Annotated in this window: 19 protein-coding genes; 14 read left to right on the top strand and 5 right to left on the bottom strand. The window is 66.3% G+C overall.

Annotated features, from left to right (window positions below):
- Positions 1-7: 7 nt before the first annotated feature.
- From ACTIF6_RS10365 to ACTIF6_RS10340, 6 genes are all read left to right on the top strand, one after another.
- Positions 8-1,387 (top strand): MmgE/PrpD family protein, encoded by a 1,380-nt coding sequence (locus tag ACTIF6_RS10365; RefSeq protein WP_439587895.1) that lies wholly within the window; start codon positions 8-10, stop codon positions 1,385-1,387.
- Positions 1,388-1,389: 2 nt separating this feature from the next.
- Complete coding sequence (locus ACTIF6_RS10360; RefSeq protein WP_439587894.1) at positions 1,390-2,199, top strand: N-acyl homoserine lactonase family protein; 810 nt, start codon at positions 1,390-1,392, stop codon at positions 2,197-2,199.
- Positions 2,200-2,235: 36 nt separating this feature from the next.
- A complete protein-coding gene (locus ACTIF6_RS10355) occupies positions 2,236-3,267 on the top strand; it encodes a Bug family tripartite tricarboxylate transporter substrate binding protein (protein ID WP_439587893.1) in 1,032 nt (343 codons plus the stop codon).
- 11 nt (positions 3,268-3,278) lie between these two features.
- Positions 3,279-4,709: an MmgE/PrpD family protein gene (locus ACTIF6_RS10350; protein ID WP_439587892.1), complete on the top strand. Its 1,431-nt coding sequence runs from the start codon at positions 3,279-3,281 to the stop codon at positions 4,707-4,709.
- Positions 4,710-4,738: 29 nt separating this feature from the next.
- The gene (gene prpB / locus ACTIF6_RS10345; RefSeq protein ID WP_439587891.1) at positions 4,739-5,632 is read left to right on the top strand and encodes a methylisocitrate lyase; all 894 of its coding nucleotides are present in this window, start codon (positions 4,739-4,741) and stop codon (positions 5,630-5,632) included.
- 105 nt (positions 5,633-5,737) lie between these two features.
- Complete coding sequence (locus ACTIF6_RS10340; protein WP_439587890.1) at positions 5,738-6,187, top strand: SRPBCC family protein; 450 nt, start codon at positions 5,738-5,740, stop codon at positions 6,185-6,187.
- Here ACTIF6_RS10340 and ACTIF6_RS10335 read toward each other — a convergent pair.
- A complete protein-coding gene (locus tag ACTIF6_RS10335) occupies positions 6,150-6,941 on the bottom strand; it encodes a tRNA-uridine aminocarboxypropyltransferase (RefSeq protein ID WP_439587889.1) in 792 nt (263 codons plus the stop codon). The genes ACTIF6_RS10340 and ACTIF6_RS10335 overlap by 38 nt on opposite strands.
- 187 nt (positions 6,942-7,128) lie before the next feature.
- Here ACTIF6_RS10335 and ACTIF6_RS10330 point away from each other — a divergent pair, with 187 nt between their 5' ends.
- The 6 genes from ACTIF6_RS10330 (at position 7,129) to ACTIF6_RS10305 (ending at position 11,131) form a co-directional block, all read left to right on the top strand.
- On the top strand, positions 7,129-7,497 hold the full coding sequence (locus tag ACTIF6_RS10330; protein ID WP_439587888.1) for a hypothetical protein: 369 nt from the start codon (positions 7,129-7,131) through the stop codon (positions 7,495-7,497).
- 130 nt (positions 7,498-7,627) lie between these two features.
- Entirely contained in the window at positions 7,628-8,848 is a 1,221-nt protein-coding gene (locus ACTIF6_RS10325) for a diguanylate cyclase domain-containing protein (protein WP_439587887.1), read from the top strand.
- A gap of 71 nt (positions 8,849-8,919) precedes the next feature.
- The gene (locus tag ACTIF6_RS10320) at positions 8,920-9,411 is read left to right on the top strand and encodes a TerB family tellurite resistance protein (protein WP_439587886.1); all 492 of its coding nucleotides are present in this window, start codon (positions 8,920-8,922) and stop codon (positions 9,409-9,411) included.
- A 112-nt stretch (positions 9,412-9,523) separates the two neighbouring features.
- Positions 9,524-9,955 carry an RcnB family protein gene (locus ACTIF6_RS10315; protein ID WP_439587885.1) on the top strand — a complete coding sequence of 144 codons (432 nt, stop codon included), beginning with the start codon at positions 9,524-9,526 and terminating at the stop codon, positions 9,953-9,955.
- 66 nt (positions 9,956-10,021) lie between these two features.
- Positions 10,022-10,612 carry a DsbC family protein gene (locus ACTIF6_RS10310; protein ID WP_439587884.1) on the top strand — a complete coding sequence of 197 codons (591 nt, stop codon included), beginning with the start codon at positions 10,022-10,024 and terminating at the stop codon, positions 10,610-10,612.
- A gap of 237 nt (positions 10,613-10,849) precedes the next feature.
- Positions 10,850-11,131, top strand: a complete 282-nt coding sequence (locus tag ACTIF6_RS10305; RefSeq protein ID WP_439587883.1) for a DUF427 domain-containing protein — start codon at positions 10,850-10,852, stop codon at positions 11,129-11,131.
- A 4-nt stretch (positions 11,132-11,135) separates the two neighbouring features.
- On the opposite strand, the gene ylqF is transcribed toward ACTIF6_RS10305, so the two are convergent.
- A complete protein-coding gene (gene ylqF, locus ACTIF6_RS10300) occupies positions 11,136-12,077 on the bottom strand; it encodes a ribosome biogenesis GTPase YlqF (RefSeq protein WP_439587882.1) in 942 nt (313 codons plus the stop codon).
- A 92-nt stretch (positions 12,078-12,169) separates the two neighbouring features.
- Between ylqF and ACTIF6_RS10295 the strand changes: the two genes are divergently transcribed.
- Positions 12,170-12,640 (top strand): SRPBCC family protein, encoded by a 471-nt coding sequence (locus tag ACTIF6_RS10295; RefSeq protein ID WP_439587881.1) that lies wholly within the window; start codon positions 12,170-12,172, stop codon positions 12,638-12,640.
- A gap of 6 nt (positions 12,641-12,646) precedes the next feature.
- Here the strand turns inward: ACTIF6_RS10295 and ACTIF6_RS10290 are convergent, their stop codons facing one another.
- A complete protein-coding gene (locus tag ACTIF6_RS10290; RefSeq protein WP_439587880.1) occupies positions 12,647-13,255 on the bottom strand; it encodes a TetR/AcrR family transcriptional regulator in 609 nt (202 codons plus the stop codon).
- 75 nt (positions 13,256-13,330) lie between these two features.
- Between ACTIF6_RS10290 and ACTIF6_RS10285 the strand changes: the two genes are divergently transcribed.
- Positions 13,331-13,963, top strand: a complete 633-nt coding sequence (locus ACTIF6_RS10285) for an NAD(P)H-dependent oxidoreductase (protein WP_439587879.1) — start codon at positions 13,331-13,333, stop codon at positions 13,961-13,963.
- A 23-nt stretch (positions 13,964-13,986) separates the two neighbouring features.
- Here ACTIF6_RS10285 and ACTIF6_RS10280 read toward each other — a convergent pair whose 3' ends face one another.
- Positions 13,987-14,883 (bottom strand): dienelactone hydrolase family protein, encoded by an 897-nt coding sequence (locus ACTIF6_RS10280; RefSeq protein WP_439587878.1) that lies wholly within the window; start codon positions 14,881-14,883, stop codon positions 13,987-13,989.
- Positions 14,884-14,937: 54 nt separating this feature from the next.
- Complete coding sequence (gene gshA, locus ACTIF6_RS10275) at positions 14,938-16,521, bottom strand: glutamate--cysteine ligase (RefSeq protein WP_439587877.1); 1,584 nt, start codon at positions 16,519-16,521, stop codon at positions 14,938-14,940.
- Positions 16,522-16,535 lie beyond the last annotated feature (14 nt).

The raw sequence follows: 16,535 nt of genomic DNA, 5'->3' as shown, positions 1-16,535 counted from the left end.
CATTTCCATGAAACACGCCGAACCTCACAGCACCGACGCCCCCACCCTTGCCGAACGCCTGGGTGAACACTTCAACCGCCAGGACGCCGCCAGTCTCACCAGCGAGACTCGCCGCGCCGTCAAGCGCCTGCTGCTGGACTACATCGGCGTGGCCGTGGCCGGCAGCCAGACCGAAAGTGGCAGCGTGGCCCGTCAGTTCGCCGCCATCACCGGTGGCCACGAAGAGTCCACGCTGATCGGGGGCCAGGGTCGCGTCCCCGCCATGCAGGCAGCGTTCGCCAATGCCATCTCCTCGCACAGCGTGGAGCTGGACGACATCGACGTGCTGGCGCTGTTCCACTTCAGCCCACCGGTCTACTCGGCCGCGCTGGCCGTGGGTGAACAGCTCGGCGCCAGCGGCGAGCAGCTGCTGGTCGCACTGGCGGCGGGTTGCGAAATGATGGAACGCCTGAGCAACGCGGCCAACTGGTCGTTGCGCAACCGCGGCTACCACACCACGCCCACCTGTGGCGTGTTCGGCGCCACCATTGCCGCGGCCAAGCTGCAAGGGCTCTCATCCACGCAGACCGTTTCCGCACTCGGCATGGCGGGCGCCAGCGCCAGTGGCCTGATGGAGATGTACGGCCCCTCCATGCAGAAGCGCTTCAACCCCGCACCCGCTGCGCGCAACGGTGTGACCGCGGCCACCATGGCAGGACTGGGCTTCACTGGCGCGGCCACCATCTTCGAGGGCGAGCGCGGTTTCCTCGCCGCCTTCACCGACCAGAACCAGCCCGAACGCCTGGTGGAAAACCTGGACCAGCCGTACCCGCTCGAGATCGAATTCAAACCTTATTCGTGCGCTCGCCCGATCCACAACGCGATCGACTGCGCACTGGACATCCGGCGCAAGCACAAGGTTGATGTGTCGCGCATCGTCTCGATGGAAATGGCGCGCCACCCCGACTGGGCGCTGTACCACCAGAACGCGCGCCCGAGCACCTACCACGAGGCGCAGGTGAGCGTGCCCTACTCGGTGGCGGTGGCCCTTGCCGACGGCCAGGCGCTGTTCGAGCAGTACAACGACCAGCGCCTGAGCGAGCCCGAACTCCTCAGGCTCTCCGACATGTTGCGCATCACCGTCGATGCCTCGCTGCCGCGCGGCGTATCGTGCAGGTTGGTCATGGAAATGGACGACGGCACGCGCCACGTCTCGCAGGTCGACTACCCCAAGGGGTCGATCCAGAACCCGATGGACGACAGCGAACTGCGCGCGAAGTTCGACAGCCTCGCCCTGCCGGTGCTTGGAGCGTCCCGCAGCGCCGAGCTGGCGGCCGCGATCCTCGCCGTTGAAGACTGCCGAAACATCGGTGAGCTCATGCGCCTGACGCAACCGGTGGCGCGCTGAGCATGGCTGGGGATCTGCCGCAGTACGAGGTGATCGCCTTGCGATACGCCACACGCGCCGGTGCGCGGCCCGACCACTTCATCGGCGGAGATCCCCATGACCAGCCCGCACCCATGGACTACTACCTGTGGGTGGTGCGCGACGCGCAGCGCCTGTGGCTGGTGGACACCGGCTTCAACGAGGACATGGCCATCAAGCGCCACCGCACCTTGCTGCGCCGCCCCGCGCAGGCGCTGGGTCTGCTGGGCATCCACTGCGCCGATGTGCGCGACATCGTCATCACCCACCTGCACAACGACCACGCGGGTACGTTCAATGAGTACCCGAACGCCAGGTTCCATCTGCAGGACAAGGAGATGGACTACGCCACCGGCCGCTACATGTGCTGCGACCGCTTCGCACGCCCCTACGAGCCTGATCACGTCACAGGCTTCGTTCGCCTGGTCTACAAGGACCGCGTGAGCTTCCACGATGGCGACGCAGAACTCGCGCCCGGCATCAGCGTGCACCTGATCGGCGGCCACACCGCCGGGCTGCAATGCGTGCGCGTGCACACCGCGCGCGGCTGGGTGGTGCTGGCGTCCGATGCCAGCCATTACTACGAGCACTTCGAGCAGCGACGCTGCTTTCCGCTGGTGCACCACGTCGGCGACATGGTGGCCGGGTTCGACCGGCTGCGCGAGCTCGCGGAATCGCCCGAGCACATCGTGCCCGGCCACGACCCGCTGGTGATGCAGCGCTACGAAGCACCCACGCCGGAACTGCAAGGCATCGCCGTGCGGCTGGACCGCGCACCCGTGACCACGACCTGAAGCGAATTCTCGACGCCACAACAACCGGAGACACACATGCACCATCCAGAGACCACCCCAACTCCCTCCGCCAACGGGCAGCGGCGGCTGCGCCGCCGTGCCCTGATCAGCGCCGTTGCCCTCGTCGCGGGTGCCGCCAGTCTGGGCATCGGTGCGCAGGCGCAGGCGCAGGACTTCCCTTCGCGCGCCATCAACCTGGTGGTGGGCTTCCCGCCGGGTGGCTCCAACGATATCGTGGCGCGCATTCTTGCGCCTCGCCTGGGCGAGCTGCTGGGGGTGCCGGTGGTGGTGGTGAACAAGCCCGGCAGCAACGCGCTGATCGGCACCGACTTCGTGGCGCGTTCGGCGCCGGACGGCTACACCATCACGCTGGCCAGCGCGAGCCCGCTGGTGATCAGCCCGAACACCTATTCGAAGATGCCGTTCGATCCCGTGAAGGACCTGACTGGCATCACCAGCGTGGCGGCCACCCCGGAACTGATCGCGGTCCACCCTTCGGTCCCGGCGAACACGCTGCAGGAACTCGTGGCCCTCTCGCGCACCCGCGAAGTCACGCTCTCGTCCTCCGGCAATGGTGGGCTGCCGCATCTGGCCATCGAGCTGCTGCGCACGGCCACGTCGGGCCGCTTCATGCACGTGCCTTACCGTGGGGCGGGCCCGGCTGTCACGGACACCGCTGGTGGACACGTGAACGGCGTCATCATGGACCTGCCCGCGCTGCTGGGCATGGTGAAGGAAGGCAAGCTGCGACCGCTGGCCATCACCAACCAGGAACGCTCGCCCGCCCTGCCACAGACACCCACCTCGGTCGAACAAGGCATCCCCTCACTGCTGGCGTTCAACTGGTTCGCCGTCATGGGTCCGGCGGGCTTGCCTCGGCCCATCGTCGAGCGCCTGCACAAGGCACTGAACGAGACCATCCGCACGCCACAGGTGCGCGAGGCCCTGGTGTCCAACGGCATCGATCCCATGGGCTCCAGCACGCCAGACGCCTTCAATGCCTTCATGCGCGAGGAACTGCAGCGCTGGGGCGTGGTGGCCCGGGCCTCGGGCGCTCGCGCGGATTGAATCCAGCCCCCATGGACGACCTCGACTCCTGGAAGAGACTGGCGCGCGAACACCGCGGCATCACGCAGACACTGGCCGATTTCGTGGCCAGCATGCCCGAGCGGCCCATCCCCGCCGCCACCCGCGCCATCCTGGGCAAGGCGGTGGTGGACGCCATTGGGTGTGGCCTGTATGGTCTGACCACGCCGTGGGGTCGCATCATCCACGCCTTCGCGACCGAGCAGGGCGGCCCGCCACAAGCGAGCCTGTGGGCCAGTGGCGCGCGCGTGAGCGCAGGCCACAGCGTGCTGGCCGCAGCGACCGCCGTGCACAGCTTCGATTTCGACGATCACAGCCGCGCCAAGATCCACCCGGGTGCGATCGTGGTCCCGGTGGCGCTGGCGCTGGGTGAACAGGTGGGAGCGAACGGCGCACGCGTGCTGGCGGCCGTGGCCGCTGGCTACGAAACCATGAACCGCGTGAGCCAGGGCGCCAACCCAGGCCGAGCCCGCATGCGCGGCTGGCACCTCACGGGCACCTGCGGCACGCTGGCTGCAGCGGCCACCGCCAGCGTGCTGCTGGGGCTGGACGCCCACACCACCGCCAGCGCCCTCGGCCTGGCGGGCACCCAGTCGGCCGGGCTGTGGGCCTTCACCAGCGACGGCTCCATGAGCAAGCGCATCCACCCCGGCAAGGCCGCGCAGGACGGCGTGAATGCCGCGTTGCTCGCACAGCGCGGTTTCGAAGGGCCGCGCCACATCCTGGAAGCCGAAGACGGCGGGCTGCTGTTCGCGATGTCCGACGCACCGCGCCCGGGCCGCGTGACCGAAGGCCTGGGCGAGGTGTGGCACAGCGATTTCACCTGCTTCAAGCCCCACGCCTGCTGCGGCAGCAACCACGCCTGCGTGGACGCGGTGCTCGATCTCATGCGCGAGCACGGGCTGCGCATCGACGACGTGGCGCGGGTGGTGGCCGGCATACCACGCGTGGTCAACACGCAGACCGGTTTCGACTACGAGGCCGATTCGGTGCTGAACGCGCAGATGAGCCTTCGCTACAACGTGGCCATCGCCATGCACGATGGTCAGGCCTATCTGGAGCAGTTCACGCCCGATCGCATCGTCGACCCCGATGTCGTGGCATTGGCGCGCCGGCTGGAAATCGAGATCCACGACGACGTGGACCGCGCCTATCCCGAGATCTACGGCGGGCGCGTCATCCTGACGCTGCACGATGGCACGCGGCGGGAACGCCACGTCGAATACTCGCGCGGCATGCCGGAGAATCCCATGTCCATGGACGAAATCGAGCGCAAGTTCCTTTCACTGGCAGGTGCGGCGGTGGGACCGGAATCGGCCACTGCCGTTTTGGCCCTGGCCAGCGGCGTGTTCGATGCACCATCGATGAAACCGCTGAACGAACGCCTGAGCCACTGCCGCGTGCCTGGCCTGCTGGACACCTGACACTTCATTCCCCGACAAGGACCCCATCCATGCCCTTTCTCAGCCCGGGACGCGCCTTCCGACTTGCCGTGGGGGAAGAGACGCCCCTGCAGGTGGTTGGCACGATCAACGCCAACCACGCCCTGCTGGCCCAGCGTGCCGGCTACCGCGCGATCTACCTGTCTGGCGGGGGCGTGGCGGCCGGTTCGCTCGGCTTGCCCGACCTGGGCATCTCCAACCTGGACGACGTGCTGACCGACGTGCGGCGCATCACGGATGTGTGCTCCTTGCCGCTGCTGGTGGACGTGGACACGGGCTTCGGCTCTTCCGCCTTCAACGTGGCCCGCACGGTGCGCGCGATGCAGAAGGCCGGCGCGGCCGCCATCCACATCGAAGACCAGGTGGGCGCCAAGCGCTGTGGCCACCGGCCCAACAAGGAGATCGTGGGCCTGCAGGAAATGGTCGATCGCATCAGGGCGGCCGTGGACGCACGCACCGATGCGGACTTCGTGATCATGGCCCGCACCGACGCGCTGGCCGTGGACGGCCTGCAGGCCGCACTGGAGCGGGCACAGGCCTGTGTGGAAGCCGGTGCCGACATGGTGTTCCCCGAAGCGGTGACGACACTGGACATGTACCGCGCCTTCACCGGTCCCCTGCGCGTGCCGGTACTGGCCAACATCACGGAGTTCGGCCAGACCCCGTTGTTCACCGCGGACGAACTGCGCGCTGCCGGTGTGCGGCTCGTCCTGTACCCGCTGTCGGCTTTCCGCGCCATGAACAAAGCCGCCGAGCAGGTGTACCAGGCCATCCGCAGGGACGGCACGCAACGCGATGTGGTCTCCAGCATGCAGACCCGTGCCGAGTTGTACGAAGCCATCGACTACCACCGGTACGAGGAAAAGCTCGACGAGCTCTTCGCGCGGGGCAAGACCGGCGATTGAATCCAGGCACTTGTCGAATCCGGGGTTGTCGTCCGTCGTGCAAGGGTGGGCAGTCAGAATGTCCGCACCGCCATCGAACGGAAAACTCCCCAGAAAGGATTCGCCATGACCACCGGTACCGTCACCCTCCACCGCGTCCTGCCCGCCCCACCCGAGCGCGTCTACCGCGCCTTCCTCGACCCCGACGCCATGCCCAAGTGGCTGCCGCCGCACGGCTTCACCGGGCGCGTGCTGCAGATGGACGCGCGCGTGGGCGGCAGCTACCGCATGCAGTTCACCAACTTCAGCAACGGCCAGTCGCACGCCTTCGGCGGTGAATACCTGGAGCTCGTGCCCAACGAGCGCATCGTGCACACCGACAAGTTCGACGACCCCAACCTGCCAGGCGAGATGCGCGTGACCCTCACCTTCAAGGCGGTGTCGGTCGGCACCGAACTGCATGTGGAGCAGACTGGCATTCCGGCGGTGATACCTGTCGAGGCCTGTTACCTCGGCTGGCAGGAATCGCTGCAGTTGCTCACGCTGCTGGTGTCGGCCGAGATTCCGGCCGAGTGAGGTCAAGCAGGCGCTGATGCGCCTCGCTCTCGCGGTTCAGTGGTGCACTCAGACGCAGGCTGAGGTAGTGCTCGCTGAACACGTCAAACCATGCCGCCAGCGTGTTGCCTGCATGGTCTTCACCCGCAAGCGACAGGCACAGCGCGGCCACTTCGGCGGTGCAGAAGTGCGTCTCGCGCGCGGAGCGCCGCAACCGGTAGTTCGACACCATGTGCTCGGGATGCAGACTGAGCACCGGCAGATGGTCCAGGTAGGGACTCTTGCGGAACATCTTGCGCGCTTCCGACCAGGTGCCGTCGAGCAGCACGAACAAGGGCTTGCGTGAAGTGCCCTGCATCACCGGTGTGTCGGTCGCCGGCAGCAATGCCGTCACCACCCGCTCGGGCCGAACGAACTCACGGGGGAACACCACGTAGGGTTGCCATTGCGGATCGGCCAGCAACGCGAGCAGGCCGGGGTCCACTGCCGTTCGAGACCAGCCGAAGGCCCAGGTGTCGGTCACCACATCGGCCACCAGCCAGCCGGTGTTGCTGGGCTTGAGGGCTTCGATGTCGCCCATGACGAGGCACACGCCGGCGCGCGTGACGGCCTGGGGGCGCGAGACACACATGCAATGGCTTGCGACCAGCCGGCAGCCCGCACACCGAACCAGGCCCGAGCCGCGCGCCAGGTAAGGTTTGGCACTTGCGGCCAGGCGCGCGGTGCGCAGCCGCGAGACGGCGTGTTCAGGTGAGGTGGAAGGCGAGAGATGCATGTCGCAAATGTAGGCGCTTTGCGCACGCCTTTTACTTACTTCCTCTGACCCCGATCACACCAAGGCATCACCCCGGGTTGCGGTCAGCCGGCCAATCGCCCGCTTCGTCGGTCTGAACGGCGCCACTCGTCGAGCCTGCCGCATGATCCCTGCCATTCAGACATCACAAGACCGATTTTTGCGCGACATGAGCAAGACAAAGACGCCGGCACGCCGCCGGTCCAGCCGACGCAGAACGCCGCCGCTGCTGGCCAATGGTGTGGGGGCCACCGCCGCCGGCATGGCACTGTGGCTGCTGTCACTGGTGCTGGAAGCGCGAGGCGTGCCCGCTCTCGCGTCCAAGGCCCTGCTGGCACCCGCCTGGATGGCCATCGGCATCGGCATTGCCTTGCTGGTGCTGCACATGCTGGAAAAACGCCGCACCCAGGCCGAGGCCAACATGCTGCTGCGCCAGCACTCCACCTTCCTGGAACCCATGCCCCGGCTCAAGCCTCGGGGCAAGGAAGAGAACCGTCACCGGTCGTCTTCCCGCAGGTCCCTTGCCAGCAGAAGCTGAGTCCCGGGACGCTCGTCAGCGCGAACGTTTCCACACCCCGCGGGCGGGCTCCATGGAGCCCGCCCACTTACCCTGTCAAAGTGTGCAATAGGTCCGAGGGACCCCTGACTGCGACCACCATAATCCGCGAATGTCCATTTCCGAGATCGCCGTCTGGTCGGCCATGCTGGGGGGGCTGCTGACCCTTGCGGCGCTGGCGCTTGCCGACGTGCTGGACAGCCGCACCCACGGCTCCGTGCGCAACCTGTTGTTCGTGCTGCTCACCGGCGCGAGCTGCGTGGTCATCACGGGTCTGCCGGAAGTGTTCTTCCCTGCCCTTCCTGAACGCCTGATGATGGTGCTCAAGGCCAGCCTGGGACCGACCGCTGGTGCGATGGCGCTGCATTTCCTGGGCAACTGGCTCGGCGGCGTGCGCGAAGACTCGCTGATGCACCGGCTCACCACCTGGGGCTCCGCCGTTGTGCTGCTGGCCTCCCTCAGTCTGGCTGCGGTGGCCACACAGGCGCCGCTGGAGCAGTTCCGGACGCTGCTGGCAGCGGCGGCAGTGGTCAACCTGGTACCGGTGCTGCTGGCCTTCTTCGCGGTGATCCGCGCGACCAAACTGGGTGACCCGCTGGCGCGCTGGATGTTGCTGGCGATTGGCTGCCTGGCAGCAATGACGATCGGGTTGTACCTGCGTGGTCTGGAAGTGCCTGGCCTGGGCCTCGGTGCCTGGATGATCACAGCCGCCGTCACGCTGGTGTATTTCCTCATGGCCTCGGTGCTGGGCCTGCTTCGCAACCGGCACAACCGCGAACTCACGCGCCTTTCGCGCCTGCAGCAGAGCACCGACCCCTCCACCGGGCTGCCCACGGGCTCGGCCCTGCTGGCGCAGGTGGAGCATGCCTTCTGGCGCACAGCGCGCCGCCATGGCGAATGCACCGTGATGTGCCTGTACATCAGCAACCTTTACGAGCTGGCCGAAACCGCCGGCCCCGGTGTGGAAGGCCAGATCCTCGTCACACTGGCTGCGCGCATCCGCCGTGCCGCTGGTTTCCGCTGCGTGGTGGGTCTGTACCACCCGCGTTGTTTCGTGGTGGTCACCACGGCAGACAAGCACCAGACCCCGGTGGCCGAGATGCTGACGCACCTGCGGAGTGCGGTGTCGCACCCGCTGACCGTGATGGATGAAAAGAAGTCGCGTCAGTTGTTCCGGCCTCGCCTCGGCCTGGGCGTGGTCACGCTGGATCCGGAAGGCGTGAACCCGATGGACGTGCTCAACGACGCCGAGCGCCATGCCCTGGCCAAGGTGCTGATGCCCAGCCGCCTGATGGAAAACGACATAGAGACCGTACCAATGCAGCTGAGCTGAGTCAGGCTCCGCGGGAACTCGGGCATGCAGTCAGGGCTCCCATCCACCTGTCACGTTTGCGGACCCACCCCATGCTCAGAAGTCTCAAGGACCTGTTCGACAACCTCGCCACCAGCCTGAGCGCGCCGCCGGGCGCGCAACCCCCGGCCGAGCTCGATCATTCGTTGCAACTGGCCACCGCCGTGCTGCTGGTGGAGGTGATGCGCGCGGAGCCGACCATGCAGGATGCCGAGCGCGATGCCGTCATCCTCGCACTTCGAAACAAGTTCGACCTCGCCGACGACGAGCTGCAACGCCTGCTTGAACTGGCGCACGAGACCGCGCGCACCGCCTACGACTACCAGCGCTTCACCCGCAGCCTGAATGAGCGCTTCTCGCAGGACCAGAAGATTCGCGTGGTCGAGGCCATGTGGGAAGTGGCCTTTGCCGACCATCACCTCGACGCCAACGAGCACCATGTGATCAGCAAGGTGGCGGGCTTGCTGCACGTGACGCACGGCGAGTACATCGCGGCCAAGCTGCATGCGCAGGACACCGTGAAACAGCGCACCGACGCGGCCTGATCCGGGCGCCACACACTGCTACGCAACTTTGCGCAGCGCGTGCGTTGCGTTTACGAAGGCGATACAGGCGGGGAACACGATGGAGGCTCACCAACCCCCAGGAGTTACCTCCATGAAATCCCGAAACCTTGTTGTCATTGCTGTTGCAGCCGCCACGCTCGGCATGAGCACCATGTCGTTCGCGCAGGGTCCGCGTCACGAGGCCCCCAGAATCATCAAGGTCGACGATCGGCGCGATGATCGACGCGACTTCCGGCAGGACCGCCGCGACGACCGCCGGGACTTCCGGGCAGAGCGCAGGGACGACCGGCGCGATTTCCGCCACTCGCAGCACACGCGCTACTACAACGCGCGCGGCCCGGAATTCCGTCGTGGGCACTACATCCCGCGTGAATACCGGGGCCGTCAATACGTGGTCACGGACTACCGTTCGCACCGTCTCTACGCGCCCCCGCGCGGCCAGCAGTGGGTGCAAGTGGGTGGCGACTACGTGCTGGTGGCCATCGCCACGGGCCTCATCGCCCACCTGATCCTGAACCGTTGACGATGGCCGGGGGCAGGGCTTCTCTGCGATGATCTCGCTCAGCGCAACTCCCTGTCCCTGCCCACCATGCAACGCCGCCATGTTTCCCTCGCCCTCCTCGCCTCCCTCAGCGTCGCGCTGAGTGCCTGTTCGAAGCAGGAAAGTGCCAGCCCGGCAGCGCCAGCGGCAGCGCCCATCGCACCTGGCCAGGCCCTGGACACACTGGCCAGGGAAGGCAAGGGCTTCACCGTCGGCGCACTCATGAGCGCCCACACGGTGTATGTGCTGTTCGATCCGCAGTGCCCCCACTGTGCGCACCTCTGGCAAGCCTCGATCCCTTTGCAGGGCAAAGTGAAATTCACCTGGCTGCCCGTAGCGCTCCTGAATGCCAAGAGCCTGCCCCAGGGCGCGGCCATCATGACCGCAGCCAACCCGGCCGAGACCATGAACACCCACGAACGCGAGTTGCTCGCCAACAGCGGCGGCATCTCGGCCTCTGCCAGCATCGCGCCCGAAGTGGAAGCCACCATCAAGAACAACACTGCGCTGCTCGATCGGCTGGGCGCCACCTCGGTGCCCTTCATCGTGGCAAAACATCAGGGCAGCGGGCAGGTGGTGACGCAGGCCGGATCCATGGGAACGCAGGCCCTGGCGCAGTTCCTGGGCATGGCCCAGTGAGGCTCGCCCGGCGCGGTTGAAACGCCCGTTTTGTCGCTTACCATCGCCGGATCAAGCCGCGCGTCGCGGCTGTCAATGGAGGCCCTATGGGCAAGGAACAGCGCAACGAAAAGATGAGCAAGAAACCCAAGAAGGACACCTCGACGCCCAAGGGTCCGGTCAGTTCCGACCGCCCGGTGCCACCGGTCACGGCCGTCCTGCCGCGCGGCAAGGACAAGAACAAGTGAGCAGCACCGCATGAAGGCCATCTGGAATGGCGTGGTGGTCGCCGAGAGCGACGACACGGTGGTGGTGGAGGGCAATCACTACTTCCCTGAGAGTGCGCTCAATCGCGAGTACGTCACCTTCAGCAACCACCGCACCAGTTGCCCCTGGAAAGGCCAGGCCAGCTACTACTCGTTGCTGGTCAACGGCGAACTCAATGCCGACGCCGCCTGGTACTACCCGGAGCCCAAGCCCGAAGCCGAGATGGTGCGCGGGCGAGTGGCATTCTGGAAGGGCGTGAAAGTCGCGGCCTGAGCCATCAGCGCCGGTCGGGCTTGCGCGCCTTCGATCCGCGCTCTTTCTTGCGGCCCTGCCGATCGGCATCGGCCGCCAGGCCCGCGCTCAGCCAGCGGGTGAATTCTTCGGGCGTTTCCAGCGTGATGTGGCCCAGCGCACCGCTGCGGAAATCGGCAATGACCAGTTCCGCCGCCTTTTGCCAGTTCACCGCACCGCCGCCGGCCAGGGCCCCGCGCTTGCGGCCGATGGCCTCGAGCAGCTCGTCGTGGTGCAGGGCGGCGATGGCTTCCCTGCTCAGACCAAGTCGGTACCGAGCCTCCAGCAAAGGGGCATACGCTTGCTTGAGCTTGTTCAACAGCTCCAGCGCCACTTCCTGATCGTCGTAGGCGTTTCGGCCCACGGCGCCGCTGGCGGCCAGATTGAAACCGCTCTCGGGCACCACGATGCGCGGCCAGAGCATGCCGGGCGTGTCGAAAAGGTAGAAATCGTCGGCCAGGGCGATGCGCTGCTCATTGCGGGTGATTCCGGCCTCGTCGCCGGTTTTTGCGGCGCGCTTGCCCATGAGGGTGTTGATGAGCGTGGACTTGCCAACGTTGGGAATGCCGCAGATCAGCACCCGCATGGGTTTGACCATGCCGCCGCGCAGGGGCGCCAGCTTGAAGCAGGCATCGATGATGGCGCGCGCCGGTGCGGTCACGCTGGCATCCAGCGCAATGGCACGGGTGTGGGGTTGTGCGTTGTAGTGCGCCAGCCAGAGCTCGGTGCGCTGCGGATCGGCCATGTCCTGCTTGTTCACCACCTTCAGGGTGGGCTTGCCGCTGGTGAGCTCGGCGAGCAAGGGGTTGGCGCTGGAACCGGGCAGGCGTGCGTCGAGCATTTCGATGACGACGTCGATGTCCTTCACGCGCTCGGTGATGGCCTTGCGCGTCAGGTGCATGTGTCCGGGAAACCACTGGATGCTCATGGCGGCGATTGTGCCTTGGTGTAACTCCCGGGTCCGGGCGCCGTGGCCGTCCCTACAATCGCTTCCACTTCAACACCCCGCAGAGGCGCTTCATGAGCATCACCGTCAAGATCGACCTGGGCTACGAGTTCGACGTCAAGGCCAAGGCGGCCGAGGTGTTCGAAGTGCTTTCCGATGTGCCCGATTCGGTCAGCCATTTCCCGAAGGTGGAAAAGCTCACCGACCTCGGCGGCGGCGTCTACCAGTGGGAAATGGAAAAGGTCGGCACCGCGCAGGTCAACATCCAGACGGTCTACGCCAGCAAATACGTGAGCGACAAGGCACGCGGCACGGTGAAATGGACGCCGGTCAAGGGCGTGGGCAATGCCCAGGTCGGTGGCAACTGGAAGATCGTGGACAACAAGAAGTCCACCGGCCTCACCCTGGCGATTCAGGGCGAGATCGAGGTGCCGCTGCCCGGCCTCATGAAGATGGTGGTGGCGCCGGTGGTGGAAGGCGAGTTCGAGAAACTCGTCGAGAAGTACATCGCCAACCTCATCAAGCGATTTGGCGGCGAGGCCTGACGCCGTTTACATCCTGCGCGCGATGCGCACGATGGCGTCGTAAATCTCGTTTTCTGCATCCGCCGGATCGAGCTCGCCGGCAGCCGCCGCAAACGACACCGCCTCTGCCGTCCCCAGCATCGCGCGCATGCCGGCGGGCCCGATAGGCCGCTTTGCAAACGGCTGCAGCGCAGCCTGGCACTTCGCCAGGAAAGCCGCTTCGAGTTTCTTCTTCAAGGCGTCGAGTTCGGGTGAGCCTGCCAGCGCGGCGCTGACACCGGGCATCTCGCAGCCCATCTCCATGACGCAGTTGACGTAGGTGGCAGCAATCACCCTGGCCACGGCGGGGAGCGACTTGCCCGACGCCTCCAGGGCCTCGTCCATCAAGGCGTGCTGCCGGTTGTCGTACTCCTCGTACAGGACACCGAGCAGACCGGTGCGCGTGCCGAAATGGTCGTACACCACGGGCTTCGTCACCCCTGCCCGCTCCGCCAGGTAGCCCAGCGTCAGTGCGTCGGTTCCTTCGCTGCGCACGATGGACCACGCGACATCCATGAGCTGGCGGTTGCGATCCTCCTTGGTGAGGCGCTTCTTCGCCGTGACTTCCATAGCCGGTTTCGTTTGCTTGCTTGACATTTTTAACCTACCAAAGGTAACCTACCATCAGTAGATTACCAACCGTAGTTTACACCCACATCCAAAGGACCCACCATGCACGCCCTCATCGTCGTCAGCCATCCCGATCCCCAATCCCTCACGCACGCCATCGCGCGCTCGTTCGCCGAAGGCGTTGCAGCATCGAGCAAACACACCGCCGAGATCGCCGACATCGCCGCAGAAGGCTTCGATCCGGCGTTCAACCGGGCCGACCGCTCCGCCTATCTGCTCCAGAAGCCCTTGCCATCGGACATTCTGCGCGAGCAGGAGCGCATCGACCGGGCCGACGCACTCGTGCTCGTCTATCCTGTCTACTGGTGGTCGTTCCCGGGCCAGCTCAAAGGCTGGGTAGATCGCGTGTTCTCCAATGGATGGGCCTACGACGAGGCGCCAGACGGCACGCTGGGGAAAAGGCTCGGCCGCCTCGCCGTCCACCTCATCGGCATCGGCGGCGCGGACGGAGGCACCTATTCACGGCACGGCTACGACAAGGCGATGCGCACCCAGATCGACCACGGCATCTTCGATTTCTGCGGCGCGCAGGTCGTTACCTCGGAGTTCCTGCTCGATGTGAACGGACAAGCCGCAACGTCCCATATCGCCACGGCGCGGGCCCTGGGCGGCAATGCGTTCACGAAGGCCGCGCCAGCCGGCGGCGAACGGCCCAGAGTCGAACTGCAGGGCTGAGGTGGGCGCGGTGTGCTTCTGGTTCAGGACGCCAGGTTCTGCTTGAAGAACGCCAGCGTCCGGTCCCAGGAAAGCCTGGCTGCGGCGGCGTCGAAACGCGGCGTGGTGTCGTTGTTGAAGCCGTGCTGTGTGCCTGGGTACTGGTGGGCCATGTAGCGCACACTGGCCGCCTTGAGCGCTGTTTCATAGGCAGGCCACGCGGCGTTGATGCGTTCATCGACCGCAGCAAAATGGATCAGCAGCGGCGCCTTCACCCGGGCGGCCGCCTCCGCCGGTGGGTGGTTGCCGTAGTAGGACACCGCAGCAGCCAGGTCGGGCAATTCGGTCGCCAGCATGTGCGCAATGCCACCGCCGTAGCAGAACCCCACCACGCCGATGCGTCCGGTGCCATCGGGTCGGGCCTTGAGCGCGGCCGCGCTGGCCAGAAAGTCTTGCCGGGTCTTGGCCTGATCGAGCTGGGCGAACAGCGCGCGCGCCTTCTCTTCGTCCCCGGGGTAGCCTCCCAGCGACGTCAGCGCGTCAGGCGCAAACGCCAGGTAACCGTCCAGCGCCAGGCGGCGCGCGATGTCTTCGATGTGCGGGTTCAGGCCGCGGTTCTCGTGCACCACCAGCACGCCCGGCAAACGCCCACCCGGCCGTGGCACGGCCGGTTGCGCCACATAGACCTTGATGGTGCCGTAGCCCTGAGGAGACGCCACATTGACAGTCTCGGTCTTCACGCGCGCGTCGGTGGGCGCCACCACCTGGGCAGCGGCAAAGTTCGGGCTGAGCGCGGCCAGCAGGCCTGCGGCGGTCATGCCGCCCACGGCAAACTTCGAGGCCCGATCCAGGAACGCCCGGCGGTCGATGTCGCCGTGCACATAGGCGTCGAAGAGGATCAGCAGTTCCTGGTCGAAATCGGCGGCGGTGAGTCGGCCCATGGGAGTCTCCAGCAAAAAGCCGCAGGATAGTGGCAGGCGCCAGGCCGCTCCGATTTACCGTGAAACCGTGAGGGCTTCTGGCGCAACCGTTGCCTCCGGCGCGACCTGAGGTCGACCCAGGCGCGCTGACGAGGTGTATTCCTGTCGGTAGATCTCGAACGGCATGGAGTCGGCGGCCTCGATGGCGCGCTGGTCTTCCACCGATTTGGCGGCCATGGCTTCGAAGCGGGCCTGTTGCTTGGCGCTCCAGTCCAGAGCCAGCAGGTGCTGGTGCGTGGCCAGCGACTGCGCCCGGGCGAATGCGATGAAAGCATCGCCATGGTCCTGGTGCATGGCGTGCAGCACGCGGGCCGAGGGCAGCCGCTGCGGGTCCTGCAGGGCAGCGCGTGCCTGCGCCACCGCCTCGGCATGTTCCACGCCGCCCTGGGCGAGATCCAGCGCTGCGGCGATGGGCACAAGCTGGTCGATGATCTCCAGCCCCCACTGCACCAGCGGCACCGCCCGGCCCTCGCGCAGAAGGTCGAGCCCGGGCTCGCGGCCACGCGCGGCGGTGAGGTGCTGGTTGTGCGCGAGCTCGCGGATCTCGGCTGGCGTGTCCGGCGGACTGTCCGAGAGCAGGCAGTGCAGCAGGAACACGTCGAGGAAGCGCAGTGTGGGCGCGCCAATGCCGATGGGCTCGAAGGGATTGAGGTCCATCAAGCGCACTTCGATGTATTCCACACCGCGCTCGCGCAACGCGTGCAGCGGGCGCTCGCCGGGATAGATCACGCGCTTGGGGCGGATGGTGCCGTAGAACTCGTTCTCGATCTGCAGCAGCGTGGTGGCGAGCTGGTTGTAGTCGCCCCCCGGGTTGCGGATACCCACCGACTCGTAGGCCGGCCAGGGCCGCGTGAGCGCATCGTGCAGCGAGGCCGCATAGCCTTCGAGGCCGTTGTAGCTCACGGCGAGCGTGGCCTGCGCTTCGCTCTGGTAACCCAGCCTGCCCATGCGCAGCGAGGTGCCGTGCGGCATGTAGAGCGTGCCACCATTGCCCAGCTTCTGCAGTTCGTGCTGGCGGCCTTCGACAAAGCTGGAACACACTGCGGGCGAGGCACCGAACAGCGTGAGCAGCAGGAAGGCGTGGCGGCGGAAATTTCGGATGAGAGAGAAGTAACCATCGTTGCCCACGCCGGGCAGCGACCAGTTGTAGTGGATGCCCGAAATGGTCTGCATGCGACGGCCATAGCGGTGGCCCAGGCCCATGCGGTAGACGCTCTTGGCGCGGCCCACGTTGGACGAGCCGTAGCGGCCGAGCGGAATGGTCTCGTCGGTGGGCAGGCCGCAGGGCATGCTGGAAGCCCAGAGCATTTCGTCGCCGGCCGTGTGCAGGCTGCGCACGGTGAACTGGTGAACCTCGGTGAGCTCGTTCAGGCACGACTCGACACTGGCGTGCACGCCGGTGATGAGTTCGAGCTGCGACTCGCTGTAGTCGGTGGTGATGTGCGGGTGGGTGAGCGCACTGCCCAGAGCGGAAGGGTGCGGCGTGAGGGCCAGACGGCCATCGGGCTGGGCACGCAGGCTCTCCTTTTCAAGGCCGCGCCGCATGCCACGCAATTGCTCAGGCGTGAGCGTGTCCAGCCGTTGTTGGAAAGGGGTCATACAGGCGTCTTGAA

It is taken from the genome of Hydrogenophaga sp. (genome assembly GCF_051860785.1).
Taxonomy (GTDB): domain Bacteria; phylum Pseudomonadota; class Gammaproteobacteria; order Burkholderiales; family Burkholderiaceae_C; genus Hydrogenophaga.
Note: the sequence above shows the minus strand (reverse complement) of the source record. Positions and strands in the feature narration are given on the sequence as shown.

Coding starts and splice junctions, on each gene's coding strand:
- ACTIF6_RS10365 (WP_439587895.1), top strand. CDS start 8: ATGAAACACGCCGAACCTCACAGCACCGACGCCCCCACCCTTGCCGAA.
- ACTIF6_RS10360 (WP_439587894.1), top strand. CDS start 1,390: ATGGCTGGGGATCTGCCGCAGTACGAGGTGATCGCCTTGCGATACGCC.
- ACTIF6_RS10355 (WP_439587893.1), top strand. CDS start 2,236: ATGCACCATCCAGAGACCACCCCAACTCCCTCCGCCAACGGGCAGCGG.
- ACTIF6_RS10350 (WP_439587892.1), top strand. CDS start 3,279: ATGGACGACCTCGACTCCTGGAAGAGACTGGCGCGCGAACACCGCGGC.
- prpB (WP_439587891.1), top strand. CDS start 4,739: ATGCCCTTTCTCAGCCCGGGACGCGCCTTCCGACTTGCCGTGGGGGAA.
- ACTIF6_RS10340 (WP_439587890.1), top strand. CDS start 5,738: ATGACCACCGGTACCGTCACCCTCCACCGCGTCCTGCCCGCCCCACCC.
- ACTIF6_RS10335 (WP_439587889.1), bottom strand. CDS start 6,941: ATGCATCTCTCGCCTTCCACCTCACCTGAACACGCCGTCTCGCGGCTG.
- ACTIF6_RS10330 (WP_439587888.1), top strand. CDS start 7,129: ATGAGCAAGACAAAGACGCCGGCACGCCGCCGGTCCAGCCGACGCAGA.
- ACTIF6_RS10325 (WP_439587887.1), top strand. CDS start 7,628: ATGTCCATTTCCGAGATCGCCGTCTGGTCGGCCATGCTGGGGGGGCTG.
- ACTIF6_RS10320 (WP_439587886.1), top strand. CDS start 8,920: ATGCTCAGAAGTCTCAAGGACCTGTTCGACAACCTCGCCACCAGCCTG.
- ACTIF6_RS10315 (WP_439587885.1), top strand. CDS start 9,524: ATGAAATCCCGAAACCTTGTTGTCATTGCTGTTGCAGCCGCCACGCTC.
- ACTIF6_RS10310 (WP_439587884.1), top strand. CDS start 10,022: ATGCAACGCCGCCATGTTTCCCTCGCCCTCCTCGCCTCCCTCAGCGTC.
- ACTIF6_RS10305 (WP_439587883.1), top strand. CDS start 10,850: ATGAAGGCCATCTGGAATGGCGTGGTGGTCGCCGAGAGCGACGACACG.
- ylqF (WP_439587882.1), bottom strand. CDS start 12,077: ATGAGCATCCAGTGGTTTCCCGGACACATGCACCTGACGCGCAAGGCC.
- ACTIF6_RS10295 (WP_439587881.1), top strand. CDS start 12,170: ATGAGCATCACCGTCAAGATCGACCTGGGCTACGAGTTCGACGTCAAG.
- ACTIF6_RS10290 (WP_439587880.1), bottom strand. CDS start 13,255: ATGTCAAGCAAGCAAACGAAACCGGCTATGGAAGTCACGGCGAAGAAG.
- ACTIF6_RS10285 (WP_439587879.1), top strand. CDS start 13,331: ATGCACGCCCTCATCGTCGTCAGCCATCCCGATCCCCAATCCCTCACG.
- ACTIF6_RS10280 (WP_439587878.1), bottom strand. CDS start 14,883: ATGGGCCGACTCACCGCCGCCGATTTCGACCAGGAACTGCTGATCCTC.
- gshA (WP_439587877.1), bottom strand. CDS start 16,521: ATGACCCCTTTCCAACAACGGCTGGACACGCTCACGCCTGAGCAATTG.